This is a genomic window from Bradyrhizobium sp. (assembly GCF_035309285.1).
Lineage (GTDB): Bacteria > Pseudomonadota > Alphaproteobacteria > Rhizobiales > Xanthobacteraceae > Bradyrhizobium.
Window position 1 is genome coordinate 23,134 of record NZ_DATGFH010000059.1, and the last position, 15,888, is coordinate 39,021.

The 15,888-nt window shown below is 64.4% G+C and carries 13 protein-coding genes and 1 tRNA gene; 9 read left to right on the forward strand and 5 right to left on the reverse strand.

Features of this window, described 5'->3' with window-relative positions:
- The first annotated feature begins 64 nt into the window (after positions 1-64).
- Genes VKR55_RS11700 through VKR55_RS11710 form a run of 3 tightly spaced genes read left to right on the forward strand, consistent with a single transcriptional unit; the run spans position 65 to position 4,863 of the window.
- Positions 65-2,200: an ABC transporter permease gene (locus tag VKR55_RS11700; RefSeq protein ID WP_324403052.1), complete on the forward strand. Its 2,136-nt coding sequence runs from the start codon at positions 65-67 to the stop codon at positions 2,198-2,200.
- A gap of 12 nt (positions 2,201-2,212) precedes the next feature.
- Positions 2,213-3,328 (forward strand): SMP-30/gluconolactonase/LRE family protein, encoded by a 1,116-nt coding sequence (locus tag VKR55_RS11705; RefSeq protein ID WP_324403078.1) that lies wholly within the window; start codon positions 2,213-2,215, stop codon positions 3,326-3,328.
- Positions 3,325-4,863 carry a sugar ABC transporter ATP-binding protein gene (locus VKR55_RS11710; protein ID WP_324403054.1) on the forward strand — a complete coding sequence of 513 codons (1,539 nt, stop codon included), beginning with the start codon at positions 3,325-3,327 and terminating at the stop codon, positions 4,861-4,863. Before VKR55_RS11705 ends, VKR55_RS11710 begins: the two co-directional genes overlap by 4 nt.
- A 39-nt stretch (positions 4,864-4,902) precedes the next feature.
- On the opposite strand, the gene VKR55_RS11715 is transcribed toward VKR55_RS11710, so the two are convergent.
- From VKR55_RS11715 to VKR55_RS11725, 3 genes are all read right to left on the reverse strand, one after another.
- Positions 4,903-6,246, reverse strand: coding sequence for an MFS transporter (locus VKR55_RS11715; RefSeq protein ID WP_324403056.1), 1,344 nt, complete (start codon positions 6,244-6,246; stop codon positions 4,903-4,905).
- A 68-nt stretch (positions 6,247-6,314) separates the two neighbouring features.
- On the reverse strand, positions 6,315-7,838 hold the full coding sequence (locus VKR55_RS11720; RefSeq protein WP_324403058.1) for an aldehyde dehydrogenase: 1,524 nt from the start codon (positions 7,836-7,838) through the stop codon (positions 6,315-6,317).
- 61 nt (positions 7,839-7,899) lie between these two features.
- The gene (locus VKR55_RS11725) at positions 7,900-8,541 is read right to left on the reverse strand and encodes a GntR family transcriptional regulator (protein ID WP_324403060.1); all 642 of its coding nucleotides are present in this window, start codon (positions 8,539-8,541) and stop codon (positions 7,900-7,902) included.
- A 129-nt stretch (positions 8,542-8,670) separates the two neighbouring features.
- Here VKR55_RS11725 and VKR55_RS11730 point away from each other — a divergent pair, with 129 nt between their 5' ends.
- Both VKR55_RS11730 and VKR55_RS11735 read left to right on the forward strand, forming a co-directional pair.
- Entirely contained in the window at positions 8,671-9,459 is a 789-nt protein-coding gene (locus tag VKR55_RS11730) for an alpha/beta fold hydrolase (RefSeq protein ID WP_324403080.1), read from the forward strand.
- Positions 9,460-9,518: 59 nt separating this feature from the next.
- The gene (locus tag VKR55_RS11735) at positions 9,519-10,028 is read left to right on the forward strand and encodes an OsmC family protein (protein WP_324403063.1); all 510 of its coding nucleotides are present in this window, start codon (positions 9,519-9,521) and stop codon (positions 10,026-10,028) included.
- Positions 10,029-10,114: 86 nt separating this feature from the next.
- On the opposite strand, the gene VKR55_RS11740 is transcribed toward VKR55_RS11735, so the two are convergent.
- Together VKR55_RS11740 and VKR55_RS11745 are read right to left on the reverse strand one after the other, a co-directional pair.
- Positions 10,115-10,297: a hypothetical protein gene (locus VKR55_RS11740; protein ID WP_324403065.1), complete on the reverse strand. Its 183-nt coding sequence runs from the start codon at positions 10,295-10,297 to the stop codon at positions 10,115-10,117.
- A gap of 118 nt (positions 10,298-10,415) precedes the next feature.
- Positions 10,416-13,637, reverse strand: a complete 3,222-nt coding sequence (locus VKR55_RS11745) for a PAS domain-containing protein (RefSeq protein WP_324403067.1) — start codon at positions 13,635-13,637, stop codon at positions 10,416-10,418.
- A 320-nt stretch (positions 13,638-13,957) separates the two neighbouring features.
- On the opposite strand from VKR55_RS11745, the gene VKR55_RS11750 reads away from it, so the two are divergent.
- The 4 genes from VKR55_RS11750 (at position 13,958) to VKR55_RS11765 (ending at position 15,751) form a co-directional block, all read left to right on the forward strand.
- Positions 13,958-14,341 (forward strand): phasin, encoded by a 384-nt coding sequence (locus VKR55_RS11750; RefSeq protein ID WP_324403069.1) that lies wholly within the window; start codon positions 13,958-13,960, stop codon positions 14,339-14,341.
- A gap of 278 nt (positions 14,342-14,619) precedes the next feature.
- Positions 14,620-15,048: a phasin gene (locus VKR55_RS11755; protein WP_324403071.1), complete on the forward strand. Its 429-nt coding sequence runs from the start codon at positions 14,620-14,622 to the stop codon at positions 15,046-15,048.
- Between the two features lie 182 nt (positions 15,049-15,230).
- Positions 15,231-15,307 (forward strand) — tRNA-His (locus tag VKR55_RS11760).
- A gap of 72 nt (positions 15,308-15,379) precedes the next feature.
- Positions 15,380-15,751, forward strand: coding sequence for a putative quinol monooxygenase (locus VKR55_RS11765; RefSeq protein ID WP_324403074.1), 372 nt, complete (start codon positions 15,380-15,382; stop codon positions 15,749-15,751).
- The last annotated feature ends 137 nt before the right edge of the window (positions 15,752-15,888 follow it).

A 15,888-nucleotide genomic window follows, 5' to 3' on the forward strand; every position in this document is an offset into this window, starting at 1 on the left:
GCGGGCAGCGGCCGGCGTGCGTGAATAGCGCGCCGGCCGTCTCTCGTGACGGAGCCATCCGAGCATGTCGACGATCGATGCGTTTGCAATGTCGGTGCGGCGGTTCTCGCCCCGCCTGTTGCTGTCCGAATTGTTGCTGAAGCAGTGGTTCGAGCCGGTCATCCCATTCACGGTGATGATCGCGCTCTGGCTTTATTTCGCGCTGACGATCCCTGACTACGCCTCGGTGCAAAATATGCTTTCGCTGCTCAGGCTGTTCGCCGAATTCGGTTTCGTTGCGCTGGCGATGGGATTTTGCCTGATCAGCGGCGGCATCGATCTCTCGGTGGGCGCGATCTTCGCACTGTGCAATTTCGCAGCCCTGTATTTCCTGCTGGTGCGGGAGTGGCCGGTTGGCGGTGTCGTGCTGGCGACGCTCGGCGTCGGCGCCGTGCTCGGCAGCATCAACGGTCTCCTGATCGGCTTTCTGAAGACCCGGCCGTTCCTCACCACGCTGGTGACGCTGATCATCCTGCGCGCGTCGGTAAACCTGCTCAACACCAGCTATGCCCAGACCTTCGCGACGAACTCGGTCGACAGCGATGCCTGGGATTTCGTCGGCGGCGGCAGCGTGCTGGGCATCCCTGTCAATGCGGCGACGCTTTTCGTCGTGCTGCTGGTCTGCCACATCTTCCTGTCGCGCTCGCGCTACGGCTGGCATCTGACGGCAATCGGGGCAAGCCGAAAGGCGGCGCGGCATGCCGGCATCCGTGTCCGCTTCATGCTGTTCGTCACCTATGTGCTGTCCGGGATGTTGTGCGCGGCGAGCGGCATCTTCTATGCCGCGCGTCAGGCGAGCACGGACTCCACGACGGGCGTCGGCTGGGAATTCCAGGCGCTCACCGCGGTGGTGCTGGGCGGCGTCTCGCTCGCCGGCGGCAAGGGCACGGTATGGCGGGCGATGATCGGCGCCCTGATCATCTTCCTCTTGATCAACGGGCTCGTCCGCATGGGCATCCCCGGCTATGTCACGTCGGCGGTCACCGGCATCATCCTGCTTGCCGCCGTCGGCATCGACGTCAAATGGTCGAAGAACCGCGGCAAGGCGATCCAGAAGATCTATGTCAATCCGGCCTACGTCGCGCTGGCGCGAGCGCCGTCGGTGCAGCCCGGCTCGCCCTCGCCCTATGCGCAGAACGACCGCCTGATCAACGCACAGGCGATCGGGCTCGATCAGGTCGAGGGTCCGGAGGACGTGATCCTCGATCGGGAGGGCCGCCTCTACGGCTCAACCCGCGACGGCAATGTCATCCGCTTCTCGGGGCCCAATTTCGAGACGCGCGAGGTGTTCGCCCATATCGGCGGCCGGCCGCTCGGCATGCAGTTCGACCGCGACGAGAACCTGATCGTCGCAGTCGCCGGCATGGGCGTCTATGGCGTGGCGCCCGACGGGCGCGTCTTCAAGGTTACCGATGAGACCAACCGCACCTGGTACAAGCTCAACGACGATTCGCGGCTGCGCATGGCCGATGATCTCGACATCGCGCCCGACGGCAAGATCTATTTCAGCGACTGCACCACGCGCTACGAGATGACGACCAACACCCTCGACATTCTCGAGGCGCGGCCGAACGGGCGCGTGGTCTGCTACGACCCCGCGACGAAAACCACGCGGACCGTGATCAACCACTTCTATTTCCCGAATGGCGTGTGCGTCTCGCATGACGGCAAGTCGGTGCTGATCGCGAGCACCTCGCTCTGCAAGGTCTTCCGCTACTGGATCGAGGGTCCCAGGAAGGGCCGCACCGAGGTCTTGATTGACGAGTTGCCGGGCAATCCCGACAACATCAACCGTGCATCCGACGGAAACTACTGGCTGGCGTTGGTCGGGATCCGCACGCCAACCTTCGATCTCGCCTCGCGCAAGCCGGGTTTCCGGCTGCGCATGGTGAAACAGGTGCCGACCGACGAATGGCTGGCGCCCGCGCTCAACCACGGCTGCGTGTTGAAGTTCAACGAGGCGGGCGAGGCGCTGGAATCCTGGTGGGACCCCACCGGCATTTCACACTCGACGCTGACCTCGATGCGCGAGCACAAGGGCTATCTCTATCTCGGCGGCCTCGAGAACAACCGGATCGGGCGGATCAAGCTCGATCAAGTCGATGAAACGTGGAGCGGCTATGACGCCTATTGGGGCGCCAAAAGCCGGGTGACGGGGTAATCCGGCGTGGGAATGTTCGACCATCTGTTGCGCGACGTCCGCAGCGTCATCAACCGCGACGGCGTGCAGAATGCGATTCCGCCGCTCGACGGCGCGCTCAGCCCGAATGATCGGCTCGACGCCTGCATGCCGATCGGAGATCCCTTGCCCGGCCTCGACGACGTTGTCGCGGCCAGGGACGGCAGCGTCTACGTCTCGGCCGGCAGGACAGTTCTCAAGCTTGCCGGCAACGGCCTCGCAAACCGCAGCCTCGTCGTCGAGTTCGAAGGCGAGGCGGGCGGGCTTGCCATCCATCCCGACGGACGGCTCCTGGTCTGCGTCGCCGGCCGCGGCCTAGCCGCGCTCGATCCGAACAACCCAAATCCGCGTTGGCTCGAGAGCGCCGATGGGGCGAGCCTTACCGGGCTCACGTCGGTCACGGCAGCGCCGGATGGCCGCATTTTCGCGGTAGAAGGCAGCGCGGGCCGCGAGCCCGGCGCGTGGCGGCACGATTTGATGGAGAAACGAAGTAACGGCCGGTTGATCGCTTGCGGTGCGGCGCTCGATCACGCGCAGGTGCTGCTGACTGGCCTGCCTTATCCCTACGGTGTCGCGGTCTCTGCGGATGGCAAGCAGCTTTGGCTCGCCGAGAGCTGGGCGCACCGGCTCAGCCGCTTTGCGCTGACCGGCAATGGCATTGCCCAGCGCGAAGTCATCGCCGGCAATCTGCCGGGCTATCCGGCGCGGCTGCATCTCGACGCCCATGGCGGCTTCTTCTCAGGGATATTCGCGCGGCGCACGCATCTGATCGAATTCGTGCTCAAGGAAGACGATTTCCGGGAAGAGATGCTTGCGACCATGGCGCCGGATTACTGGATCGCGCCCGCGTTTGCCGGGGGCAGTGATTGTCTCGAGCCGATGCAGATCGGCGGCGTGAAGGCGCTGGGCATCCAGAAACCCTGGGCGCCGCCGCGCTCCTACGGTCTTCTGGTTCATCTCGACGGCGAAGGCGAAGCGACCGACAGCCTGCATAGTCGCGCCGGCGGCCGCTACCACGGCGTCACCGGCGCCTGCGACACGCAGTTTGGCGTCGTGATCGCCGCGCGCGGTGCCGGACGCCTGCTCTTGCATACGGGAGAGCTCCGATGAGCGACGGTGCGATGCCGGACAAGTCCACGAGCGCGAGCCCTGCGCGCGAGCCGGTTCTGCGCATCACAGGCGGCAGCAAGATCTATGGCGGCGTGCACGCCATCGAAGGCGTCGATTTCGATCTTTATCCGGGCGAGGTTCACGCGCTGGTCGGCGAGAACGGCGCCGGCAAGTCGACGCTGTGCAAGGCAATCGCCGGCGCGATCGCGCTCTCCTCGGGCGACTTTTTCGTCGACGGCAAGCCGGCGAGGTTCGAGCAGCCCCGCGACGCGCTCAGGGCCGGCATCTGCATGGTCTACCAGGAGACGAGCCTGGTGCCGACCATGACGGCGGCGCAAAACATCGAGCTCGGCAACGAAAAGCTCCTGACGCGCTTCCGCACGCTCAACATCCAGGCGCAGCAGCTTCTGCAGTCGCTCAACTTCCATGTCGATCCGGCGACACCGGTCGCCCTGCTCGGCACCGCCAAGAAGCAGATGGTCGAGATCGCGCGCGCGATCTACAACAAGGCGCGCATCATCATCTTCGACGAGCCGACGGCAAGCCTCACGCCGGAAGAGATCGTGCATTTCTTCCATCTGGTGCGCGACCTTCGCGCGCGCGGCGTGTCGATCATCTACATCTCGCATGCGCTGGAGGAATCGCTGCAGATCGCCGATCGCATCACCGTATTGCGTGACGGCAGGCTTGTGATCACGGCAGCAGCAAAACAGCTCACGCGCGATGCACTGGTGCAATACATGGTTGGCCGCGAGGTCGCGCAGGCGGTCTATGGCCGCAAGGAAAAGACGGCCCAGCGCCGCGAGAAAGTGCTCACGGTCGAGAACGTGACCATGGGCATGGCCGTCAAGAACATGTCGTTCTCGGTCTATGCCGGCGAGGTTGTGGGGATTGCGGGCCTGATCGGCTCGGGCCGCACCGAGATTGCCAAGGTCGTCTATGGCGCGCTCAAGCGCAACCTCATCAACGGCGGCACGATCCGGCTGCGCGGCAAGCCGGTCCGCTACCGCGTGCCGCGCCAGGCGATCAATGACGGCATCGCCTACATCACCGAGGACCGCAAGGCCAATGGTTTCTTCGAGACCATGGTGGTCGACGACAACGTCTATATCGGCAATCTCGCGACACGGCAGGGCTGGAGCTTTCTCTTGTCACGCCTTCGCCGTGGCAAGCTCGCCAACTATTGGGTCGAGCGGTTGAAGATCAACGCGCTGCAGCGCAAGGCGCGCATCGTCGAGCTCTCGGGCGGCAATCAGCAGAAGGTGGTGCTGGCGAAAACCTTGGTGCAGGATCCTTCGATCATCATCTTCGACGAGCCGACGCGCGGCGTCGATGTCGGCACCATCCCCCATATCCATGCGGAAATCCGTCGCCTTGCCGACGAAGGCAAGGCGGTCGTGGTGATTTCCTCCTACCTGCCAGAGATCCTGGCCGTGTCAGACCGCATCCTGGTCGCGCGAACCGGACGCATCGTGGCCGAGTTCGACGCGGCGGACGCCACCCAGGACAAGATCCTCTACGCCGCGGTCCACTGAGCGTCGCAGGTTCCCTTCACCTCTCCCCAGCGGGGAGAGTCACGCCTTCGCGGCGACATCCTCCAGGCCGCGGTTGCGCGGCTCGACGCCCCAGGCCCACACCACCAGGATCTGGATGACCACGACGGCGATCATCAGCCAGATCACGCCGGGCACGCCGTAGGACGCCATCAGACTCCCGACGATGAAAGGCGAGATCACGGTCGCACCGCGCCCGAACATGTTGCAGATGCCGTTGGCGCGCAAGCGGATCTCGGTCGGAAACAGCTCCGGCGGATAGACGCCGTAGAGCAGCGCGGTCTGCACGTAGATGGCGACGATCAGGGCAAAGCCGACGGTCAGCACGATCGCCGGATCGGAGGCTGCATTGAAGCGGGCATAGACGTAGCCGGTTATGATGGTCACGATCGACGCACCGATGATGCTGGCGCGCCGTCCAATGGCGTCCGATGTATAGGCGCCAACCGCGCAGCCGACCAGCGAGCCAGCCGACAGCACCACCGTATAGGCCAGCGAATTGGTGATGGTCAGGCCCTGGCGCAGGAAGAACTGCGGCAGGAACAGCACAAAGCCGAAGATCAGCGTGTTGATCGAGATCAGCACCCAGCTGCCGACGATCATGCGCTGCAGCAGCGGCGGCTTCGCCAGGTCGGCCGCGGCGACCAGCTTCACCGGCGCCGGCGCCGCGATGCTTGGCAGCGACTTGCCGGAACTGGCTTCCGTCTCGATCGTCTGTATCAGAGCTTCGGCTTCATCGTTCCGACCCTGCGCTTCGAGCCAGCGCGGCGATTCCGGCAGGTTCTTGCGCAAGTACCAGACGATGAGCGAGCCGATGCCGGCGATCACGAACATCGGACGCCAGCCGAAGTTAGGGATGATCAGATAGCCGAGCACGGATGTGACCGGAAATCCGGCCACCACGATGAAGGCCATCATCGACAGCCAGCGTCCGCGCGTCCGGGGCGGGACGAATTCGGTCATGGTCGAATAGCCGACCACGATTTCGGCGCCGAGGCCCAGCCCCTGCACGAAGCGGCAGGCGATGAGCTGGGTCATGTCCTGCGCAAAGGCCGCAGCGATCGAGGCGAGCCCGAAGATCAACAGGTTGATCTGATAGGTGAAGCGGCGCCCGAACTTGTCGCCGACAAATCCTGTGATCAGCGACCCCAGCGTCATGCCGACGAAGGTCAGCGAGATGAATTGCAGATTTTGCGGCAGCGTCGAGAACTTGCTCTGGATCAGGGAGGCCAGCACGCCGCCGGCGACATAGAGGTCGTAGCCGTCGAAGAACATGCCGGCGCCGACCAGCCAGAAGATGCGGTAGTGAAATGATGAGATCGGCAGCCGATCGAGCCGCGCGCCGGCGTTGACTGCGAGTGCCATATAAAATCTCCCCCTCTGATGTTGGCAGCGCCAGCTTCGCTGGTCGTTGTTCGTCGGTTATGTTTCGCCTAGTTGAGCCGGCGTTGTCCGGATGTGTCGCGGTACCAGTCGAAGGGCGCATCGGCTGTCTGCACCATCACGCTCTTGACGTTGAAATGATCGTCGAAACTTTCGGTGCCGCATTCGCGTCCCACGCCGGAATCGCCGACGCCGCCCCAGGGCGAAGCCGGATCGAGCCGGTGGTGGTCGTTGATCCAGACGATCCCGCTTCTGACCTTGGCCGCCACGCGATGGGCGCGGGCGACGTCGCGGGTGCGGATCGCGGCGGCGAGGCCAAAGGGCGAGTCGTTGGCAAGTCGTAGCGCGTCATCCTCGTCCCTGAACGGCGTCACCGAGGTGAAGGGGCCGAACACTTCCTCCTGGAAGATGCGCATCTCGGCCTTCACATCAGCAAACACCGTCGGCTCGACGAAATAGCCGTTCTGATGGCCGGGAACGCTTGCGCGAACGCCACCGGTCACGAGCCGCGCGCCTTCGTCGCGGCCGGAGTCGCAATAGGAGAGCACGCGATCGCGTTGCTTGGCCGAGATCACCGGACCCAGTTGCGTGGCGGGATCGAAGGGGTCGCCGATGCGGATGGTTTCGGCCTTCGCCTTCAGCCTGGCTACGAACTCGTCGTAGATCGTGGCCTGCACCAGATGGCGCGAGGCGCAGATGCAGGTTTGTCCCGCGCCGATGAAGGCGCCGAACGCCGCGTAATTGACGGCACGGTCGATATCGTAATCGTCGAACACCATCACCGGTGTCTTGCCGCCCAATTCCATGGTCTGGTGCGCGAACATCTTTGCCGCCGCGCTTCCAGCGATCCGGCCGGCCTCGGTGCCGCCGGTCAGGACCAGCTTGTCGATGTCGCCATGCTCGGCGAGCATTTTGCCCGCGCTCGGACCGAGCCCCAGCACGATGTTGAAAACGCCGGGCGGCAGGCCCGCATCGGTGAAGATCTTTGCGAGCTTCAGCGTCGTCAGCGGGGTGTATTCCGACGGCTTCACCACGGTGACGCAGCCCGAGGCCAGCACGGCTGCGAGCGACTTGCACAGGATCATCAGGGGATGATTGAACGGCGTGCAATTGGCGACGATGCCGATCGGCGTGCGCAGCGTGTAGTTGAGGTAGGCGCCCTCAACCGGAATCACCGCATCGCGCCGCGATAGCGCGAGCCCCGCGAAATAGCGGAAGAAATCGGGCAGGCGCGAGAGCTGCGCGCGGGTCTCGTTCACGGGCCGGCCGTTATTCAGCGTCTCGAGGCGATAGAGCTGGTCGAGATTGGCCTCGAACGCGTCCGCGAGACGATTGACCAGTTTTGCCCGCGCGCGGAGGTCCATGCCGCCCCATTCCTTGCCCTCGAAGGCCAAGCGGGCGCTCTTCATGGCGTGGTCGATATCCTCCTTCGTCGAGTTCGGGATCCGCGCGATCACGTCGCCGGTTGCGGGATTGCGGACGTCGAGCATCTCGCCGCCTCCAGCCTCGATCTCGCGACCGTCGACGAAATTGCCGTGAATTTCGACGTCGATGCTTTTGGCCGGAACGTTCACGCGACTTTCTCTCTTTCACTGAGCATGATCTTTACGGAAAACCGGTCCCCACTTTTCCTGATCATGCTTCGATGATGACGGCATTGCGCTTCAGCGCCGGCAGCACGCGTTTCTCGGTGGCGCCGATATGCGCTTTGATGATGCGCGCCGCGGTGCGGCCGTCGCGCCTCTGCATCGCCTCGATCAGCGCGACGTGCTCGGCGACGAGCTTCTTGGGATCGTGACCCCGCAAGTTCGCGATGCTGACCCGTACCAGGCGGTCGGCCTGGCCGATCAGGTCACAAAGCGCGGCCGCCATGCGGCGATTACCCGAGGCGTGCGCGAGGGCAAAGTGGAAGCCGCGGTTGTAGGTGATGAAGTCCTCGTGGTTGCCGGAGAAGCGGCGGAACTTGTCGAGCCCCTTCAACGTCGCATCGCTCGCATGGTCGATTGCCTCCGCGACGCAAGCCGGCTCCAGCGCCAGCCGAAAGCGCAGGATATCGCGCGCATCCGACAGCGAGATCGGATTGACGCGATAGCCCTGGCGCGGCTGCACTGTAACGAGGTGCTCGCGCTCGAGCCGCAAGAGCGCCTCGCGCACCGGCTGGCGGCTCACCGCATAGCGCTCGGCCAGGTCCTGCTCCCGGATATCATCTCCCGGCGCAAGGCGACAGGAAAGAATATCAGAGCGCAGGCGATCGTAGATATTCTCGCGCAAAAGCATGGAATTTCCGTCTGATGTTACTCAAATCTTGCAGTTGTGAAATATCACGTCAAGCCGAAATGGTTTGAATTGAGCGAGAATTAATCTATCAATCCCCTTAGGAACTGGCGCGGCGGGGGAGGAAGCGGCATCGACAGGCTTTTCGCTGGCGGCACGGTCAACGCGAGCGAGAACGGCCGGGGCGCGCCGCTCGTTCTGCTCCATTCGCTTTTGTCGGATCGCGCGAGCTTCGACGCGGTCGTGCCGGAGCTTGCCAAATCATTCCGCGTGATCGTGCCGGAGTTGCCGGGCTTCGGGCGCTCCAAGCCGGCCGGCAGCAGCCTTGTCGACGTCGCCGATCGCATTGCCGACGCCATCGGGGACGCGTCGAGCGGGCAGGCTCCGGTCGTGCTCGGTAACGGCTATGGCGGCTTTGTCGCGCTGCAGATGGCGATCAACCATCCCGGCCTCGCCGCGCGATACATCTTCGCCGACTGCGGCGCGGCGTTTTCGGACGCTGGCCGCGAGGCCTTCCGCACCATGGCGGCGGCCTCGAAGGCGAAGGGGCTCGCGGCGATCACCGACGTCGCGATGTGCCGGCTGTTCGCGCCGGAATTTCAGGCGCAGCATCCGGATCTGATGGTCGATCGGCGCGCGGCATTCCTAAAGACCGATGAACACGTCTTTCGCGCCGCCTGCGCCCAGCTCGCCGAGCTCGATCTGCGCGACGAGCTCCACAAGGTGACGGTGCCGGCGTTGGTTCTGGTCGGCGAGCACGACGAGGCCACGCCGCCGCCGATGTCGCATGCGCTTGCCGCCGGCCTGCCCGATGCGCGGCTGAAGATCATCACCGGCTGCGCGCATGTGCCACAGCTCCAGGCCCCCAAACTTTTCCTGCAGGCGATCGCGGATTTCCTGCCGGTCGCAACGGCCGGTTAAGGCTCGCCACGGCAATTGCGATTAAGTGTAGCGGCCGATCGATACTGACGTATACCCTGGTGGCGGACGGTATCGGAGAAGGCAGCCCCACGACCAACGGCAAGCAGCATCACTACTCGGTTGAGGTCCGCTGGACCGGAAATCTCGGAGAGGGGACCAGGAGCTACCAGGCTTACGCGCGCACGCACGATATCAACAGCGGGCGGAAGCCCACGATTGCGGGCTCTTCAGACCCGGCGTTCAGGGGAAAAGACGATCGGTGGAATCCGGAAGATCTCCTGGTTGCAGCCGTCTCAGCCTGCCACAAGCTCTGGTACCTGCACCTGTGCGCGGTCGCCGGTGTCAATGTCGTCGCCTACGTCGATCATGCGGAAGGCACGATGATCGAGGATGCTGCTCGCGGCGGCTATTTCTCGGGCGTCACCTTGAGGCCGGAAGTCACCGTCACCCCCGACAGCGACACGGCCAAGGCTGCGGCGCTTCATCACGACGCGCACGAGAAGTGCTTTATCGCCAATTCACTGAACTTCGCGATCGTGTGTGAACCGACGATCAAGCGACAAGCGTAGCGAATTGCCTCACGCCGGGTCCACCTCTCCCACGCGAGAGATGGATCGAATTCGCGGCGATTGGTTCAACCTAATTGATCGAGCATCTAGATCAGCGTGATCGCAAGCCAAACGGTCGCCCACAGCGTCGCTGCGACGAGCCCGATGGTGAGGCTGGCGGCGGCCAGCACGCCCATGATGGCCGCAGGAGGAACAGGGGCCGAGGAAATCGTCTGGACCGCCTGATCGGGGATGTGACCGCGGAAGATCGAGAATTCGTTGAGGCTCATGGCACCGGCTCCGGCTCGTCGCTGGCGCAGAGTCTTCGCTGCGAAGTCCGGTTCCTGCAAGCCCGGTCGATTCCGGTGTCGGAGTGATGGCGGATCGAGGTTCCAGCTGCGAGGAAGGTCAGCTTCGCGCCATCGCCCGCGAGAACACCACCTCGACCAGCGTGCCGCTATTGGCCGTGGTCTTGAGGTTGAACTGCGCGCGATTGGCTTCGACCAGCGCCTTTGTCAGCGACAGGCTGACCGGCGAATGCTCGGAGGCCTGATCCGACGGCGGCGGGGTGCGGAACGGCTCCAGTGCGGCTGCGAGCTCGTTGTCGTTGAGCCCAGGGCCGGTGTCGCGCACCCGCAACACCACCTCGCCGAAATCCGATAGCGCGGTCGAGACGATCACCTGGCCTGCGGGATTGGCGAGATGGATCGAATTGCCGATCAGGTTCATGGTGATCTGGCGCAGCGCGCGGCCGTCGGCGACGACCGGCGGCAGCGCCTGTGCGAGCGAGGTGCGGATGATGATGCGCTCGCGGTTCGCCTGCGGCTGCATCACAGCGACACAGCTTTCCACCATCTCGTTGAGGTTCTGGTTGGTGAAGGCGAGGTCGAGCTTGCCGGTCTCGATCCGCGACAGCTCGGTCAGGTCGTTGATGATGGCGATCACGCGCTCGCCGGAGGCGCGGATGTCTTTCATGTATTCGCCGTAGCGCTCATTGCCGAGCGCGCCGAAGCGCTCCGCCATCATCACCTCGGCGAAGCCGATGATGGCGTTGAGCGGCGTGCGTACTTCGTGGCTGATCCGCGCCAGCATGTCGGCCTTGGCGCTCGCAGCGCGCTCGGTGAGCCGCCGCGCCTGCTGCAATTCGCTCTCGCCCTTCTTGCTCTGGGAGAGATCACGGAACACCGCGAAGAAATTCGGGCCCTCCAGCCGCGTCCGTCCCATGGTCATCGCGAGCGGGATGATGCCGCCCCTTGCGACGCGGCCGAGCACCTCGCGGCCGTGGTCGAGCAGGCTTGCGACGCCGGCGCCCTTCACGCTCTCCAGATATTCGGCGACGGACCGTGCGCTTTCCGGCGCGAACAGGTCGGTCAGGTTACGGCGAAGGAACGCCTCGCCGTCATAGCCGAACAGCGCCTCCGCGCTGCGATTGCAGGCCTGGATGTTGCCCTCGGCGTCGAACATCACGATGCCTTCGGCCGTGGTGTCGAGGATGGCGGCGAGATCCTCGGCCTCGGCGTGACCGACGGCAGGAGGCAGCGGCGCGCTGACGACCGGCTCGGGCGCTGGCGTCGGCAGAGCGGGCGGGGTCGGCTCCGGCACGCCTTGGGTCGGCGAGAACATCAGCGCGAGCGCGGACTCGTCGTCCCAGGAGACCGTGAAGAGCCGGCCGTGCGTCGCCGGCGCATCCTCGTTCGCTGCGATCGTCACCGGAGTGCCGGCTTCCGACGTCGAGCTCGCCTGCGAGACGCCGGCCTCGACATAGAGTGCGTCGACGCCGCCGGCCTGCTCCAGCGCATGCAGACTGTCATAGCCCATCCGCTGCAAGAACGCCGGGTTCGCGTAAAGCAGGCGGTCGAGTCGATAGATCAGGACGCCGGTCGGCAACAGATCGAGCAGCCTGCGGTCGCGCTTCATCTCGCCGCGCGCCGGCGGCTCCGGCGGCGCCAGCCATTCCGGCGTCGGAGGCTGCTCGCGCGGCGGCTCGGATAGCGCGGGCTCCCTGGGAGGCTCCGTCACCTCGCTTGTCACGGCAGCCTCGGGCAGGGCGGGCGGCTCTCGATCGAGGCGCGCCGACAACTGCCTGGCCAGCTCGTTGAAGGCGTGATTTTCCACGGGCGAAAGCGCCGGCGATCTGGCTTCGCCGATCGGGCGGAATAGCACGACGTTTTGCGGCGTTTCCACGGGCTCATCCAAATCGGTTGGGGGTGAATTTTCATTGGCGATCGAAGCGGGCGGTCCGGGAGGGTCGGACGGCATCACAATGGCGTTCACGGGCGGATCTGCGGCGCCAACGTGCTGCGAATCGGCCGGAACAATGTCGGTACCAAGGGATAGTACGTCGGGCTCGCTCATCGCCCCCAAAGGCTCGTGGCGCCGTTGCTCGGCAAGATGATCAAGGCTGTCGAGATCGCGGCACACACCAAAGCCGCGATAGCCGGCAAAGGCGCGGTTCTCGTCATAGATCGGCAGGCCTGACAGTTCGACCGGCAGGCGGCCGCCCCCGTCGACGGGCCAATAGAGCGTGATCCCGCTCCAAGTCTCGCGCGTGGCGATCGCCTCCAGCACGCGGCCGGCGGGATCGAGCCCGAAGATTTCAGCGATCTCGGCCCATGGCCGGCCGAAGCCTGACGCCGTGCGCGCGCCGATCAGCCACGCGAACTCGTCGGAGCCGAGTGAGAAGCGGCCGCTCGCGTCCATTTGCCAGGTGAAGCGCAGCGGATGACGCCGCGGCACCGGGGCAGGCTGTTCCGACGGCGGCTGTTGATCCGCGAAGGCTTCAGCATCGGGCGAGGGTTTTGCTGGTGGTTCTTCAGTCATCGTCTCCGTGTGAGCAGGTGCCGGCGGCTCGCCATCGAGCGGTTCGGAGAACTCGTCGATCAGCGCGAATTCCGCCGGTGCCTCATTCGACAGGGCCGGCTGTTCGTACAGCGGCAGCGTCGGTGAAACTTCCAACGCGGGTTCCGGCGCTGTGTCAACCGCGCGCGGAACAATCGTCGCGACGAGCCCGATGTCGGCGCCGCTGCCGACACGCTGCAGCACCATCTGCCCGCTCTCGATTTCTATCTCGGCGCGGCCCTGGGTGAGCGCATCGTCGCGCGCCGCCTCCCACCCCGCGTCAGTGAGATTGCGGAAGCCGACAAGCGGACGCGCCGCCTCACTGGCGTCCAGAAGCACACCGTTGCGATCAAACGCCGCGACCGCCGCGTCCTGGCCCTCGACCAGCCGCCGCAACCGTTCCTCCAGCGCCATGACGCGCGCGGTCGTCTCGACCGCATGGATCAAAATTCCGTGGCTGCCGTCGGGAAAACCCAATCGCGCGCAGCCGCAGGTCATGAGCATTCCCGGCCTCGCCCCGAAACCGCGCAACCGTTCGAGGCGCGTTGAGCCGTTGAGCGGCAGGAGGCCCGCGAGTTGCGTGATCTGCCGGCGGTGCGAATCCGCCGGCCCAAAGGTTTTCGTCGCAAACTCGGCGGCATTGGCCACACCGAAGGCAACTGCCCCGGCCGGATTGGCCCAGAGCACGTGGTGGCCGTCGGTCGACCACAGCCAGGTCGGCTGCACACTCGTCGCATATGGGGCCAGCCGCGGATCGCCGATCGCCTGCAACTGGAATTCCGTCCTGGTCATAATCGCGCGTCGATGGTCCTGAGCCCGAGCTTGATTGGCCGCCCTGCACGACAGCCTTAACGAACCGTGAGTATCGCCCGGCCGGGATGGCAGGTCCACGGTGGGGGAAGCCAAAGCCGGGATAACCTTAATTCGCGCTGGATGCCATCAGACGCCGAACCTCGCGGGGCCTCGTGCGTTGTGAGCTTCAATATGCCGGTGGCGGCCCACGCTGGGGGAACCGCACCTTGCGTCATCACCGCGATCTCATCGGCGGGTTTTCGCAGACCACCGGTGGCAGGGAGTCGTAAAGCCCGTTGGGCAAAACAGGGAGTGGCACCATGAATGAACAAGTGCGTGAACGTTTCGAAATTCCAAAGGAAATGCGGTCGATGGCCGAAGCGGGCGTTGAGCAGGCGCGCAAGACCTTTGAGAAGTTCCTCGCCAACGCGCAGGCGACAGCGGGTTCGCTCGAGGAGCGCGGCGCCACCATGCGTGCCGGTGCCAAGGACATCAGCCTCAAGGCGATCGCCAATGTCGAGAGGAACACGGAAGCCTCGCTCGACTACGCGGACAAGCTGGTGCATGCCAGGGATCTGCCTGAAGTGATGCGGCTGCATAGCGAGTATGTGCAGACGCAGATGCGCTCCCTTGCAGAGCAGGCCAGCGAGATTGGTCAAATGGTCGGCCGCACCGCGATGGAGGCCGCCAGGCCCAAGAGCTAGCTGTGGAATCGGCAAAGCATCGGCAAAGCGCCTCTTCAGTCTGTGGTGGCCGGGCACTGCGGATGCGAGAAAGCGAGCCGCCGAGGCTGTGCCCGGTATGTGGCATTGCACCATATTTCCGGTTGCAATGCACAAAAATGACATTATAAGGGTGTATGTAAGTCACACCCGGTAAGGGTATCCCCACTGCGTGATCGATGTCAGCGTTCCAGCCGCTCGCGGCTCGGCGCGCAACGGGGATCGTTCCATTCCAGCCCCCATGCGAAGGACCCAAGCCAATGACCAACGATCCGTTCTCTGCCTCCATCATCCCCTTCGAAGTTCCTGAGCAAATGCGCGCCTTCGCCGAAAAGGGCGTGTCACAGGCTCGCGACAACTACGCCCGGTTCAAGGACGCCGCCGAGACCCATAACAGCACCATCGAGGCCGTGTTCAGCGCCGCCAGCAAGGGCGCGAGCGCCTACTCCGCCAAGGTGATGGAATTCATGAAGGCCAACACTACCTCGGCGCTGGACTTCGCCCAGGAACTGCTCGGCGTGAAGTCGCCGGCCGAAGCGCTCGAACTGTGGACCACCCACACGCGCAGGCAGCTCGAGGCCTTCTCCTCCCAGGCCAAGGAGCTCGGCGAGCTCTCGCAGAAGGTCGCGACCGAGACGGCCGAGCCGATCAAGACGAACGCCGCGAAATACTACAAGCCGGCGGCCTGATTGCGCCGCCCGGGCGCCGCGACGGCGCCTTGAACTGAAAGCATGGCCCGGACCGGTCGGTCCGGGCTTTTGCTTTGAAATTGCGGTGTCGAGGCTTCGTTTGCGGCCTTGCCAAAGCGGAGCGTTGCACCTAGTTTCCGCCCCGTTCGGCGCCCCCTGTTGAAGGGCCGCCTGCGAAGGATGCAGTTGTAGCTCAGTTGGTTAGAGCGCCTGACTGTGGATCAGGAGGTCGGTGGTTCGAGTCCACCCAACTGTACCAGTCCTTCACCTGGATGCCCGACATCCCCTGCCGATTTGATCTTTGTCGCGTCGATGCGCGGAAGGAATTGTGATGTCCGATGAACTCGTGATCTTCGCACGCTTCCACGCCACCGAGGGCAAGGACAGCGCGCTCGAAACAGAGCTTCACAGCATCACCACGATCACGCGCAGCGAGCCGGACTGCCTGTTCATCGAGATCTATCGCTCGGTCCGCGACGCCCGGATCAAGGTGCCTCGCTCCCGGATCGTCGTCGACCGGACTCGTTTTGTTCGCCAGGCCGCTCCCGCACGCACAAGGCCGGGTGGTTGCAATCTGCCGAGCGTGAGATGGATAGATCGCTGCATGCGCCGCAATGCCAAGGCAAATGCGGCGATATCTTCAAGTTGCATGAAAGCTTCCGCCAGCCCGGCGCCGCTTCAAGCCGAAAGCCTCCTGCTCTAGAGCAAAATCCGAGCGATTTGAATCGAGAGGGATTCCCAACGGGCGCGAATTCTGATTCACACTGCGTGCTGGACAAGGAGGCCAGCACGCATGGCCAAGTCTTTGTCGGAGGATTTGCGGATCAGGGTCGTCCGAGC